12 protein-coding genes are annotated in these 14,585 nt (G+C 26.2%); 3 read left to right on the plus strand and 9 right to left on the minus strand.

All coding sequences use genetic code 11. The annotated features are described in order from the left end of the window. Nucleotides 1-22: 22 nt before the first annotated feature. The 6 genes from NG918_RS10640 to NG918_RS10665 all read right to left on the minus strand — a co-directional run bounded on the left by NG918_RS10640 (nucleotide 23) and on the right by NG918_RS10665 (nucleotide 8,597). Nucleotides 23-1,384 carry an MATE family efflux transporter gene (locus NG918_RS10640; protein ID WP_252226128.1) on the minus strand — a complete coding sequence of 454 codons (1,362 nt, stop codon included), beginning with the start codon at nucleotides 1,382-1,384 and terminating at the stop codon, nucleotides 23-25. Nucleotides 1,385-1,756: 372 nt separating this feature from the next. Further along, the gene (locus NG918_RS10645; RefSeq protein WP_491536912.1) at nucleotides 1,757-1,900 is read right to left on the minus strand and encodes a CPC_1213 family protein; all 144 of its coding nucleotides are present in this window, start codon (nucleotides 1,898-1,900) and stop codon (nucleotides 1,757-1,759) included. 50 nt (nucleotides 1,901-1,950) lie between these two features. Further along, nucleotides 1,951-2,097, minus strand: coding sequence for a hypothetical protein (locus tag NG918_RS10650; protein WP_252213163.1), 147 nt, complete (start codon nucleotides 2,095-2,097; stop codon nucleotides 1,951-1,953). A gap of 95 nt (nucleotides 2,098-2,192) precedes the next feature. Next, complete coding sequence (locus tag NG918_RS10655; protein WP_252213162.1) at nucleotides 2,193-3,242, minus strand: galactose ABC transporter substrate-binding protein; 1,050 nt, start codon at nucleotides 3,240-3,242, stop codon at nucleotides 2,193-2,195. A 323-nt stretch (nucleotides 3,243-3,565) separates the two neighbouring features. Beyond that, nucleotides 3,566-3,988, minus strand: a complete 423-nt coding sequence (locus NG918_RS10660; protein ID WP_252213161.1) for a UDP-N-acetylglucosamine pyrophosphorylase — start codon at nucleotides 3,986-3,988, stop codon at nucleotides 3,566-3,568. Nucleotides 3,989-4,292: 304 nt separating this feature from the next. Next, nucleotides 4,293-8,597, minus strand: coding sequence for a 2-hydroxyacyl-CoA dehydratase (locus tag NG918_RS10665; protein ID WP_252226131.1), 4,305 nt, complete (start codon nucleotides 8,595-8,597; stop codon nucleotides 4,293-4,295). A gap of 198 nt (nucleotides 8,598-8,795) precedes the next feature. On the opposite strand from NG918_RS10665, the gene NG918_RS10670 reads away from it, so the two are divergent. After that, nucleotides 8,796-9,149 carry a tetratricopeptide repeat protein gene (locus tag NG918_RS10670; RefSeq protein WP_252213159.1) on the plus strand — a complete coding sequence of 118 codons (354 nt, stop codon included), beginning with the start codon at nucleotides 8,796-8,798 and terminating at the stop codon, nucleotides 9,147-9,149. 49 nt (nucleotides 9,150-9,198) lie between these two features. Here the strand turns inward: NG918_RS10670 and NG918_RS10675 are convergent, their stop codons facing one another. Genes NG918_RS10675 through NG918_RS10685 form a run of 3 tightly spaced genes read right to left on the minus strand, consistent with a single transcriptional unit; the run spans nucleotide 9,199 to nucleotide 12,211 of the window. Further along, nucleotides 9,199-10,263 carry a transglutaminase-like domain-containing protein gene (locus tag NG918_RS10675; protein WP_252226133.1) on the minus strand — a complete coding sequence of 355 codons (1,065 nt, stop codon included), beginning with the start codon at nucleotides 10,261-10,263 and terminating at the stop codon, nucleotides 9,199-9,201. A gap of 12 nt (nucleotides 10,264-10,275) precedes the next feature. Next, nucleotides 10,276-10,914, minus strand: coding sequence for a recombination regulator RecX (gene recX / locus NG918_RS10680; RefSeq protein WP_252213157.1), 639 nt, complete (start codon nucleotides 10,912-10,914; stop codon nucleotides 10,276-10,278). Between the two features lie 55 nt (nucleotides 10,915-10,969). Beyond that, nucleotides 10,970-12,211, minus strand: a complete 1,242-nt coding sequence (locus NG918_RS10685; protein WP_252213156.1) for a M16 family metallopeptidase — start codon at nucleotides 12,209-12,211, stop codon at nucleotides 10,970-10,972. A gap of 179 nt (nucleotides 12,212-12,390) precedes the next feature. Between NG918_RS10685 and NG918_RS10690 the strand changes: the two genes are divergently transcribed. Together NG918_RS10690 and NG918_RS10695 are read left to right on the plus strand one after the other, a co-directional pair. Next, nucleotides 12,391-13,062: a response regulator transcription factor gene (locus NG918_RS10690; RefSeq protein ID WP_252213155.1), complete on the plus strand. Its 672-nt coding sequence runs from the start codon at nucleotides 12,391-12,393 to the stop codon at nucleotides 13,060-13,062. After that, nucleotides 13,062-14,570: a HAMP domain-containing sensor histidine kinase gene (locus NG918_RS10695; RefSeq protein ID WP_252213154.1), complete on the plus strand. Its 1,509-nt coding sequence runs from the start codon at nucleotides 13,062-13,064 to the stop codon at nucleotides 14,568-14,570. Before NG918_RS10690 ends, NG918_RS10695 begins: the two co-directional genes overlap by 1 nt. The last annotated feature ends 15 nt before the right edge of the window (nucleotides 14,571-14,585 follow it).

Genomic DNA, 14,585 nt, shown 5'->3' on the forward strand with positions numbered 1-14,585 from the left:
TGCTAAAACATAGCCTAATTTATTATACAACTTTATGTTTAAGCCACTTTTCACCTCTAAGCCTAAAGCAATACATTATTCCTCTGATTAACCAATCTGTGTACATTCCAATCCAAATTCCTAAAACACCAAGTCTAAATACTATTCCTAAAATGTATCCTGTAAATATTCTAAAAATCCACATTCCTACAAATGCTGTTAACATAGTATATCTTGTATCTCCAGCTCCCTTTAACCCTGATGATAATATAAAAGAAATAGGCCATACTATTAAAGCCACACTATTACTTTTAATTAATGTAGATGAAAGTTTTATTACCTCTATACTATCTGTATAAAAAGAAGATACCCATTCTGAAATAGGAATAAATATTAAACCTATTGCCACCAAACATACTGTTCCAAATTTAGTTAAATAAACAAGTGTGCTTTTTGCACCTTTTGTATCATCTCGTCCTACATATTGACCTACTAAAGTTGTTGCAGCTAAACATAGTGCATTTCCTGGTACTGCAACAATAGTTGCTATTGATGAACCTATTGCATTTGCTGCTATTGATGCGGTTCCCATAGTTACTATAAATATTTGAACAATTAATTTTCCTGCATTAAAAAGTACTTGCTCAACACCTGCTGGTATTCCTATATTAAATATACTCTTTTGTGTTTCTAAATCAAATTTAAATGGGAAAATCTTTCTCATTCTTATAATTCTACTTCCTCTAAATAAAACAATTCCTATAAGAATTGTTCCAACCAATCTTGCAATTGCAATTGATATTGCAGCACCCTCTATTCCATATGACATTGTATTTAAAACATATCCTAATAAATTAACATCTTTTATTCCATAAATTAATATATATCCTAAAATTATATTAATAATATTCATAAACATTGTAATATACATTGGTGTTTTTGTATCTCCACATCCTCTTAATACTCCATTTGCAATTTGCTGCACTGCAATAAAAGGATACGTAATAAGTGTAAGTTCTAAATATATTTTTGCATTTGATTTTACTAATTCTTCTGCTGTACCATATAAAGCATTAATCATTGGAACACGTAAAATCCACATTAAAATACTTATTAAAACAGCTAAACAGCATCCAGATACCAAAGCTTGTCTAGCTGTTTCATTTGCTTTTTTATGATTTTCTTTTCCAATATGCTGTGCAACAACTACAGTAGCTCCAACAGATAAGGCTGCAAAAAAAGATATAAACATATTATTTATTGAATCTACCATTCCAATTGCAGAAACCGCTTCTTCCCCTATATGTCCTGCCATCATTGTATTGCATACACCCAAAAGCATAACAAATGTTTGCTCTATTATTATTGGTATAGCTAATTTTAAAACATTTTTTCTTATAAACATATTATAGCCCCCTCTCCCCTCTAGTAACTATATTATTCCCTCTCAGGATAATTTACTAGTTTTTAAATAGTTATTTAGAACAATCATATTATCTTACTCCTAAACTTAAAAATTTTCCAGTAATATATTGTATAATGTTTATACAGTTAATGATTCTGATTCTGAAATTCCTCATTTTCAGGTTGGTAAAAGTAGATATTTTTTTACTAAAGAAGGATTAGATAAATGGTTAGAGGACAGTTACACCCTCAATTTTGATATAAAATAAAAAATCTCCAATTCTAATTTATAAATCAATTCATTTTTTATTCATATAAATAAAGCATGAATAAATTGATTTACTCATGCTTTATCTTATAATTCTTTTCTTTATTAAATTTTAAAATCTGTTGGATCATATGGTTTAGCTTTTGGTTCTCCAAAAACTGCTTTTACACTTTCAGCTTGAGGATTATGATTTACATTTTTCTTTTTTCTTTTATTATTTTCTCTCATTTTATTACTTTTATTACTCATTAATATCACCTCAACATTATGGTGTACACTTGTATTTATTTTATACTTTATTAAAAATGATCTTTTTCTTTATGTGAAGGTGCACCTATCTTTTTTCCATCAATAATACCTAAATCCGAATTTTCTTTAGGGTCTATTTTTCTAAGTTCTACATTTGATTTAGGTCTATCTTTTAACCTATTTTTATTATTGTCCATTTGTATCACCTCGCTTTATTTATATGTTGTGTTTATCATAATATTTTATTCTAATAAGTAAATTATTTTTATTTATACTAAATTTTATTGTTTTTCTATTCAGTGATATATTCTTTATATGGTATACGAATTGTAACTCCTGTGTCATCAAATTCATAGTCTGTATTTTCAATAGCACTTTTACCTGAAATTAAGTTCATCCCTAAAGTATAAAGTGCTTCTGCTTCTGCACGAGGATCTTGAAAAACAGTTCCTGACATAAAACCTTTTTTTATTAATTCTTGTGCTTCTGGTGTTGCATCAACTCCAACAACTATAATTTTTTTTGTTTCATCTCCTTTATTATAATTTTGCTTCTGTAAAGCTTCAATAGCACCTATAGCCATAGCATCATTATTTGCAATTATTGCTTCAATTTTATTACCATATTGATAAAGCAATGGAGTAACAGCTTCTTCTGCTAATTTTCTACTCCAATCAGAAACTCTTAATGCAATTTCTTCAGTTTTTATTCCATTTTTATTAACAGTTTCAATAGAGTATTTTGTTCTTGCAATAGTATCTAGATTATTACGTTCACCTGTTAACATAACATATTGCATTATACTATCTTTATTTACATCTATTTCAGATCTATTGGTATTCCATAAATCAACAAGAATTTTTCCTTGTAGAATACCTGCTTCTTCTGGATTTCTTGCTAAAACAATAGCTTTTTCATAAGATTTTACAGGTATTTTACTAATTGGCTCTCTATTAAATATAATTACTGGAATATTTTTTTCTTTGATTTTATCAATAACTGTTTGTGTAGATTTTTCACTCGTATCAACTAAATTTACTAATAAAAGATCTACTTCATTTTTTAGTACTGTATCTATAGTTTCATTTTGTTTACTTTGATCCCCATTAGCATCAAAAAAACTAAATTCAACTTTACCTACATTTTCCTTTTGAATTTCTTCTAAGTTTTTTTGAATTGTAGAGGTATATTCATCATCAAATTTGTATATTAATACACCTACTTTAGCTGGATTTACTAATTCAACCTTTGAATTAGTAATTATTGAATTTTTATTATAATTTACAAATATTATGATTATCATAAATACAACTATACTAATATTTAATATTTTTTTTAACACTTAATTTTATCCTCCATATAATTACTTTGATTTTATATTTAGTATTTTTTATTAAATGATTTCTTATTTTTCTACACTATCAAATTTAAATTAAATATCATTAATAGTATTAGATTGTGTTTATAAATTATCCATTAAAACATAAATAAACCCATTAAATATTAAAACTAATCTTAATATTTAATGAGCTTCTTTATAAAGTAATTCTCTAAAAACTATTTTATGCTTTCTAATATCTCTAATTCTTCATTAGACAAGCATATAATTTTTTATTAATAAATTTATTTAGTATTTATACTTTTAATTTAATACCTAAAACTCGCTTATTTTATAAGCTTTATTACTTCATCTGCACTAGCTTTTATAGTAAATATCATATTTTCATCAATTCGTAACTTACATTCATTTTGGTTAACTTTTATTTCATTTGAACTAAGTCTGTTTTTATTAGATAATTCTATATATTTAGTTGAAGATATCTCTACATTAAATTTTTTTTCTTTTGCACCAGTAAGCTTTAATGTACTTCCTTGTCCATTATTATCTTTTATTTTTATATCTATAATATTATTTCCTTTACTAATACAACCTAAAGTTAATCCTGGAACTCTTTGTATATTAGCCATTCCTCTTAATGTCATCCAACCACCATTTAATGTTGATTTCACTAGTAAATCTAGTTCATGCTTTTTTTCTAATTTTTTTAAAGCTTGACCTAATTCAAATATTGTTAATTCTAATTTCATCTAAAATTCACCTCTTTATTCTACATAAGTACAATAAAATTATATCTTAACCTGTACACAATTTAAACATCTAAATAATTAGGATATGTTTTAAATATGTGTTGATATATGCAATAGGCAGAGAGGCATTGTAATTGGACTTTGAGAATTCTCAATGAGTATTGTCACACTTACTGCTTGTCTTAATTTTNNCAAGCTAAAATGGGACTATATTCATTTTTAGTATTCCTAAATTCAATTACTCAGCCCACTTTGCTTACGCATATATCAACATGCTACTAAAACATAATCAAATAATAAAATGTTATTCTTTTTTTTCCAAGGTTATACTAACTTCTTTTTTTAACACATTGTCCTTAGATTCTATATTCTTGCATAATATAATTTGATCTTCTATATTTTTAAATGCAACTGAAAGCATTAGCTTAATTCTATTTAATTGATTTACATTTGATGCGCCTGGATCATAATCTATTGCAACTATATTAGACTTTGGATATTTTTCTTTAAGTGCTTTTATCATACCTTTTCCGGTTACATGATTTGGTAAACATGCAAAAGGTTGCATACACACTATATTTTCAGCATCATTTTCAATCAACTCAATCATTTCTGCCGTTAAAAACCAGCCTTCTCCAGTTTGATTTCCAAGGGATACTATTGGTGAAGCTAATTTACCTAATTCTGTTATATGCTTTGGTGCTGTAAATCTACTACTATTGTCTAAATATTTTTTCATAGATTTTCTAAAACTTTCTATATATGCTATAGCCAATTTGCTAATAACTTTATTCTTTAAACTTCCTGCAAGATAATCATGCTTAAAAACATCATCATATGCTGAATATAGGAAAAAGTCTAATAAATCAGGCACTACAGCTTCAGCACCTTCTCTTTCCAATATACCAACTATATCATTATTAGCAGTGGGATGGAACTTAACTAATATTTCACCCACAACTCCAACTCTTGGCTTCTTAATATCTAGTAATGGTAATTTATCAAAAGCTTCTATTATTTCTTTTATATTATTATTAAATTCTTTCTTACTTCCAGTTCTTATAATCTTCTTAGCCTTCTCGTTGAATTTTTCATACAATGAAAATGCAGAACCTTTTTCTTTTTCATATGGTCTTGTCCTATATAGTGTTTTCATAAATAAATCACCATATATTAAAGCCATTAGTGATTTATTTAAAAATTTAAAAGTTACTTTAAATCCTGGTTGTTTTTCTAGTCCTACTGCATTTAAAGATATTACAGGTACATTTTCAAATCCTGCATGTTTTAAAGCCATCTTTAAAAATCCTATATAATTAGTTGCTCTACATCCGCCACCAGTTTGACTTATAATAACTGATGTATTATTTAAATCATATTTTCCTGATTTTAAAGCATTAATCATTTGACCAATGACAATTATAGATGGATAGCATGCATCATTATTTACATATTTTAACCCTTCCTCAATAGCTTTAGTATCAATTGAAGGTAACACTTCAATATTATACCCACTTGCTCTTCCTGCTTCTTCTACTAAATTAAAATGAATTGGAGACATTTGTGGTACAAGTATCGTGTGGGTTTTTCTCATTTCTTTTGTAAAAATAGGATTTTTATATTCTATTTTTTCTTCAATAGGGGCATAATTTTTTCTTAATCTTTCTTCTATTGCAGCTTTTAATGATCTAATTCTAATCTTAGCTGCTCCTAAATTATTTCCTTCATCTATCTTAAGTAAAGTATATATCTTCCCTTTAGCGCTTATTATTTCAGAAACCTGATCACTTGTTACAGCATCTAGTCCACATCCAAAAGAATTTAATTGAATTATTTCAAGATTATTATTTTCTGATACAACTTGTGCTGCTCTATATAATCTTGAATGATAAGTCCATTGATCTACAACTCTAAGTTTGTTTTTTAAAGTACCTAAATGAGATATACTATCTTCTGTTAATACAGCCATGCCATAAGAATTTATTACATCAGGAATTCCATGATTTATTTCTGGATCAATATGATATGGTCTACCACATAAAACTATTCCGTATTTATTGTTATCTTCAAGATATTTTAAAACTTCTTCACCTTTATTTTGTATATCTTTTTTATATTCATCTCTTTCTTTAGCTCCTAAATATACAGCTATTTCTGCTTCTTTTAATGTAACATTATAATCTTTAAATTCTTGAACTATTCTCTTTGCTAATTCTTTTTCATCATTTAATGAAAAGAATGGAGAAATATATTTTATATTTTTATCTTTTAATTCATCAACATTATTTTTAATTACTTCAGGATATGATGTTACCATTGGACAATTATAATTATTGTTAGCACTTACAAATTCATTCTTCTCATATGGTATACAAGGGTAAAAAATAGTTTTCACTCCTGAATCTACAAGTGACATAATATGTCCATGAACTAATTTTGCTGGATAACAAGCTGATTCTGATGGTATTGTTTCTATTCCCTTTTCATATATCTTTTTACTTGACGAAGGTGATAATTTTACACTAAATCCAAGTGCTGTTAAAGTTTTAAACCAAAATGGATAATTCTCATACATATTTAATACTCTTGGAATTCCTATTACTCCTCTTTTAGCTTCATTTTCTTTAAGAGGAATGTAATTAAAAGTTCTCTTATACTTATATTTGTATAAATTAGGAATATCATTTTTAGTTTTATCTACTCCAAGTGCTCTTTCACATCTATTACCTGAAATAAACTCTTCATCAGTAGAGAATTTATTAACAGTCAAAAGACAATTATTTCCGCATTTCCCACATCTCTTAAATACTGCTGTCATATTAAAGTTGTTAATTTTATCTTTAGAAAGTATACTAGATTTTTCTCCATCTACATATCTTTCTTTTGATATTATTGCACATCCAAAAGCACCCATAAGACCTGCTATATCTGGTCTAACTGCTTCTCTACCTGAAACAAGTTCAAAGCTTCTAAGTACAGCATCATTGTAGAATGTTCCACCTTGTACTATTACTTTATCTCCAATATCTTTTTCATCTCTTAATTTAATAACTTTAAATAAAGCATTTTTTATTACAGAATATGATAAACCAGCAGATATATCAGAAATTTCAGCACCTTCTTTTTGTGACTGCTTAACTCTTGAATTCATAAAAACAGTACACCTTGAGCCCAAATCAACAGGTGCTTTTGATTTAATTGCTTCCTTTGCAAAATTTTCAATTTTCATATTTAAGGATTTCGCAAATGTTTCTATAAAAGAACCACATCCAGATGAACAAGCTTCATTTAACAATATACTATCTATTGTTCCATTTTTTATCTTTAAGCATTTCATATCTTGTCCACCAATATCTAAAATAAAATCAACTCCTGGTAGAAAATATTCTGCAGCCTTATAGTGAGCAATTGTTTCTATTTCTCCAATATCAATATGTAATGCTGATTTAATTAAAGCTTCTCCATATCCTGTTACAGTTGTATTTGTAATTTCAACTTCACTTGGTAATTTGGAATATAAGTCTTTTAACATTTGTATAACTTTTTTAAGAGGATTACCCTCATTACCTTCATATAAAGAATATATAAGTTCATCTTTATCATTTATCAATGCAATTTTAGTAGTTGTTGATCCTGCATCTATTCCTAAAAAAGCCTTACCTTTATAATTATTTAAATCTCCTCTTTTTACCTTAGCCTTTTCATGTCTTTTTTTGAATTTTATATATTCATCTTCATTTTCAAATAATACATCTAATCTTTCAACATCATCATCTTTTATTGCAGATAAATTTTTTACTTTTTTTACTATACTCTCAAGATCTGTAAAGTTATTTTTTGTTGATAATAATGCTGCTCCTTGTGCTACAAATAATTGTGGATTTTTAGGAAAAATCACTTCTTCTTCTTTTAGGTTTAATGTTTCTATAAATCTTTGTCTTAACTCGGATAAAAAGAATAATGGTCCTCCAAGGAAAGCTACATTTCCCTTTATAGGTTTACCGCACGCTAGTCCACTTATAGTTTGATTAACCACTGCTTGAAATATAGACGCCGAAATATCTTCTTTACTTGCGCCTTCATTTATAAGAGGTTGTACATCTGTTTTTGCAAATACTCCACATCTTGATGCTATTGGATATATAACATTAAAACTTTTAGCATATTCATTTAAACCACTAGCATCAGTATTTAATAAAACAGCCATTTGATCTATAAATGCTCCTGTTCCCCCTGCGCAGCTTCCATTCATTCTTTGTTCAAGTCCACCTCTGAAATAAGTTATTTTAGCATCTTCTCCACCTAATTCTATTACAACATCTGTTTCTGGAATTATTGTTTCAACTGTTTTTGAACATGCAATAACTTCTTGTATAAATTCTACATTAAGCCATTTAGATACAGAAAGTCCTCCAGAGCCTGTTACGCTTAATGTACAATAAATATTTCCAAGATCTTTATATGCTTCTTCTATTAACTCTATAATAGTACTCTTTATATCAGAATAATGTCTTTCATATTTACTATATACTAATTGCTCTTTATGATTAAGAACAACTAGTTTAACCGTTGTCGAGCCAATGTCTAATCCTATTTTATAGTTCTTCATCTTCAATTTCACCTACTCTAAATTAAAATACAAATTCTATATTAATATTTTTATTTGTATACAACATTATTATTTCAATTTTGTTTTATTTATGTATAGTAGTTATTTTACATGTCTATAATCTAAATGTATTTAATTAGTATATTGGAGATCTTATATATTTTAATAACTTATAAAATAATATATTCGGAGGTTAAAATGAACTATTTTAATGAAGGAAATAAATTGTACAATACTCAAGATTATTTACGAGCTATTGATTGTTATAAAAAATCTGCTACTCAAAAACAAAATGAGGCTTGTTCATATTATAATGCTGGTGTTTGTTTTATTAAGTTAAAGCAGTTTGATAAAGCAATCACTATGTTAAAAAATGCTCTTACTATTCAAAATGAAAGCAAATATTATTTTAATTTAGGCTACTGCTACACTATGAAAAATAAACTAAATAAAGCCTTGCAATTTTTTAATATAGCATGGGCTATTAGCAATGATGATACTGATTGCGAAAAAGCCATAAATTTAATACTTACAAAAATATCAAAAAAATAATATACTTCTTATATTTTATAAGAAGTATATTATAAATATGCTTCTTACTCTACCATTCTCCTGCAATATTATCTTTTATATGTATCTCATCAAAATTATCACAGTCAAAATAATTCCCCGCATTATAAAATGTTGAATCAACTTTAATCCATTTGTTTTCATCACTTAAGTATACTTCATTCCATGCATGACTTATATATTCTTCTCCATTATATGCTTTTCCAGTTATTAATCTAACCTTAAGGTTAGTTGCTCTTGCCATAGCTACATAAAGACATGCATAATCAAAACATATACCATTTCTTTCTTCATATGCACATATGGCACCACTATTTTTTACATTTTCTGAATTTAAAACTCTAGTCGCTTTGTCGTAATCATAAGTTATATTAGAGCCAATCCAAGAATATAATTTTTTTGCCTTTTCTCTATCATTCTTACTTGATGATACTATTTTTCTTGCCTTTTCGTTAATAACATCATTAGATTTTACCCCTTCATCTAAAGTAATCCCATTATAATAAATGATTCTATTCGATGCTATATCCTTAATCAGTCCATTATTTATGATTTTAGATTTATTTTTATCTATAATATCTTCTACTTTATTAAACGCAGTAATATCATTAAAAATATTAATCTGATAAGGATTGTTAGGAATAGAATTAAACATTATTATAGGAACAAATAATATCAATATAAAAATACAAGCTCTAGCGATACCAAATATAGTTGAAAAAATAATTAGTAATGTTTTACTTTCATTTATAACTTTCTTTCCACCGCTAAAAATAGTTGATTGTATTATTGAAATTATAAATTTTATTATAAATTTTATAATTATAAATAAGGCTATAATACCAATTATTTTGATTATTCCATTAGTTAAATATAAATCTCCTAAAATGTTTTTAATAAAGTATGATAATATACTATTAATATTCTCATATTTTAACAAAATCAGCATAAATGTCAATATGCTTGCTATTGTATCTATTATAGGAGCAATAACATAATCAATATTGGAATTCCTTAATACCTTTATTATACTAAACATTATTGACAGTCCTATTATACCAAAAATCATAACTTTGTATAAAAGAATTTTTTCCATTTATGTTCTCCTTTAATCAAAAAGTTCAAAATCCATGGCCTCTTTAACTACGTCTTTGATAATCTCATATCCATAGCCTTTTGATAATAAAAATCTGTATAATTTATTTGATATCTTATACATATCATCTTCCGTTTTTCTAAGACTATTTAGCTTCTTTTGTGCTAAAACAAGTGCACTTTGTTTTTCATTTTCTTTATCTATACTGCTAAGTTCCTCTTCTATAACATCTTTAGATATTCCCTTTTGCATAAGTGAGTATCTAATTTTATTACTCCCTTGAGATTTCAACTTATCTTTAACAAATTTATTAGTATAATCTTTATCATCTAAAAAATCATACTCCTTTAAAAAATCTATTGCCTTAGTTATAGCCTCTTCATCATATCCCTTTAAATTCAATTTATCTCTTACTTGTTTTTCTGTTTTTAAATTTCTTTCTATAGTTCTTATTGCAGCTTCTCTACATTTTATAATAGCATCTTTATTTGCTAATTCCTTAAGTTTTTCTGAATCTACATTATCTTTTACCTTAATTCCCTCTTTATATATAAGTTCAGCACTTATAGAAAATGCATACTCCTCATCTAAAAATACATTAACTCTTTCTTTATTTCTCTTTTGAATTTCTAGTTTTGTTATTTTAGCCATTTGATTTTCTCACCTTAACCTATTTAAATTTGATTTAAAACTGTGTAAAATTTTATTAATTAGATTTTAGTATATGAATAGTTGGACTTTTAAAAACTTTTTTACTCACTTCATTTATTTTGACTTTGTCAATATTATTTAATCGTTCCATATCTTTAACAAATTCAAATATATCTTCACCTTCAAGTTCTTGATGTAACATATAATTACAAAGCTCTAAAGAATCCTCTAATGTTGAAATTACTGCTGTTTTATGAACTTTTTTCATTACGTCTAAATCTCTATCACCTATTTGAATTTTTCCATCAATGATATTCTTCAATGTTTCATCTATTGCACTTTTAGCTTCTTCTAAGTTTTCTTCAGCTACTGATGTGTATATATATAGTGTTTTTATATTAGTACTTATTTCTAAGTTTGTATATATATCATAAGCAAGACCTCTATTTTCTCTTACTTCTCTAAATAAAAGCGAATTAGCGCTCTCTCCCAGTCTATGGTTTAATATTCTAAGTGGTAATTCATCTTCTTTTTCTAACTCGTTGAAAGTATACAAATAAATTATTGTACTTTGTTCTATATCTTTTTTGTACGTAATTTTTGTTATACTCTTATTTTTTTCTTTAACAACCTTTAGATTTTCTGGTTTTTCTCCAGTCCACATACCAAAATTTTCTTCTATTAATTTTATTGCTTCATCATGACTTAATGATGAAACCATTGTGATTAATGAATTTTTAGGTGTATAGTATTTTTCATAGTATTTTTTAATTTCTTCTCTAGTAAATTTATTAACATTGTCTTCAAGACCTGCTACTTCGTATTTTAAAGGACTTTTAGTAAATGCTACATTATTTACATTTTTAAAGCTATAATCTTCTAAGTCATCTTTTCCAGTCCTTATTTCAGCTAAAATTACGCCTCTTTCTTTTTCTATTTCACTTGCTTCGAATTTAGAATTTATAATCATATCACTTAATATTGATACTCCATTATTAAATTCTTCCATCAAACAACTAATTGTATACACAGTAGCTTCGTAATCAGTGTACGCATTGTACTCTCCCCCTAAAGCTTCTAAATCACTATTAAGCTCCTCATCACTTCTTTTGTATGTTCCCTTAAATAAACAATGTTCAATAAAATGACTTATCCCCTTTTGTTCTAAACTCTCATTTAATGCACCCACTTTAACACCTATATTTATAGACGCTATTTGTGTATTCTTGTTTATAGTTATTACCTCTAACCCATTTTTTAACTTATGCCTTTTTATATCAAAATTTAATTTTATCATTCACTCTTCTCCTAATAAATTATAACTACTTAAATATATAAAGTATCTAAAATAAAATTATAACACATTATTTAAACTTCATTAATATGTAGATTCTCTTATTATAGATATATTCTTAAAGTAATGCTAAAATATATAAAAAGTATATAATTCTAATTTTAAAGGAGTGAAGTATAAATATGAGGAAATCAATCTTAATTGTGGAAGATGAACTTAAAATTAGATTTTTAATTAGAGACTATCTTTTAAAAGATGGTTTTAATATTTATGAAGCATCAAATGGAGAAGAAGGACTCTTCCAATTTAGTAAAGAAAAAATTGATTTAATACTCTTAGATATAATGATGCCAAGGATGAATGGGCTAGAGATGCTTGAAAGACTTAGAGAAGTATCAAATGTTCCTGTAATTTTACTTACTGCTAAAGGTGAAGAAGAAGATAAACTTGAAGGATACGAATTTGGTGCAGATGATTATATGACCAAACCTTTTAGCCCTAAAGTTCTGGTTGCAAAGGTTAAGGCATTACTAAAAAGAACAAGAGAAGATTTAGACTCAAGTATTCAAAATTTCAATGGTTTAAGTGTAAATCAACTTTCTCATGAGGTTAAAGTTGATGATAAAATAATACTTTTATCCCCTAAAGAATACGAGCTTTTAATTTATCTAATAAATAATGATGGAATTGCATTAAGTCGTGATAACATATTGGATAATGTATGGGGCATTGATTATTATGGTGATATTCGTACTGTGGATACTAACATTAAAAGACTTAGAGAAAAATTGCTGGACAAATCATCTTATATAGTCACTGTTCGTGGTAGTGGCTACAAATTTGAGGTTAAATAATGAAACATAGCTTATCTAAAAGATTATTTGTAATAACTCTTTGTCTTATATTTGGACTATTATTATTAGTTTACTTTACACAATCTTTCTTGTTTGAAAAATTTTATTTCTATAGAAAAACTTCTTTTTTGGTAAAAGAAATAAGTAAAATACAGACTTTGTATTCTTATCAAAATAATGATGATTATGCTTTATATCAAGTTCTTGATAAATTTGAAAATGACAACAACTCAAAAGTTGCAATTTTTTCCCTAAATGGAGAATTAATGTATCTGCCAAATAAAATTGAAAATAAAGATAACATAGCTATATTAACTAAATTTTGCGATGAACTTATAAATAATAAAACTTTAATTTTAGATGTTATAAATTCATCACAAATAAAAGTAACTAGATTCTACAACAAGGAAGCTGAAAATCAAAAAATTGGTATAATAGCACCTATGTCTTTAAAATCTAATAATGATAGTGTTATAATTTCAGTTTCATCAATTCAGCCAATTGAAGAAGCTTCAAAGATAATTGATGAATTTTATATTTATGTATTTTTAGGTTTAACAATAATAGCTGGTATACTATCCTCTATTTACTCTAATTTAATATCTAAGCCACTTACAAGCTTAAATAATGTGGCTAATAAAATGTCTAATATGGATTTTACTGTTTCATGTGATGTAGAAAGAGAAGATGAAATTGGAAATTTAGCTAGAACATTAAATTTTCTCTCTAAAAATCTTCAAAACGCTTTAACTGATTTAAAACAGAAAAATCAAAAGTTAGAAGAGGATATTGAAAAAGAAAGAAAACTTGAAAATATGAGAAAAGAGTTTGTAGACAATGTTAGCCATGAATTAAAAACTCCTATAGGAATAATTGAAGGCTATGCTGAAGGTCTTAAGGATGGAATAGTATCTGGAGATGATGCACTAACTTATTTAGAAACTATAATTAGTGAATCTCAAAAAATGAATATCTTAGTTAAAAATATGTTAGAACTATCAAAACTAGAATCAGGTACTATAAAACCAAAACTAGAATCATTTAATATTAATAGATTAATTTCTAAAATTTTAAAAAATAATCATTTAAAATTTGAAGAATATGACTTAAAAGTTGAATTTACTTCAAGTAGTCCTTATAGTTATGTTTATGCAGATATATTTCAAATGGATCAAGTAATAACTAATATTATAACTAATGCAATTAAATATACTCCTACACATAATTTAATAAATGTATCTGTAACTGAAGAAAATGATAAATTTAAAATCTCCATAAAAAATATGGGTATAAATATCCCTAAAGAAGAACTTAAGAAATTATTTGATAAATTTTATAGAATTGATAAATCAAGAGAAAGAACTAAAGATAGTACTGGTCTTGGATTATCTATAGTAAAAAATATATTAAAACTTCATAATAGTGAATTTAATCTTCAAAACATAGATAATGGAGTTGAATTTTACTTTTATTTAAATAAAATTGTTATTAATGATGATTGTGAATAAAAGAAATAAGATAAG

Origin of the sequence: Clostridium sp. ZBS2, from assembly GCF_023845855.1 — a bacterium.
Lineage (GTDB): Bacteria > Bacillota > Clostridia > Clostridiales > Clostridiaceae > Clostridium > Clostridium aquiflavi.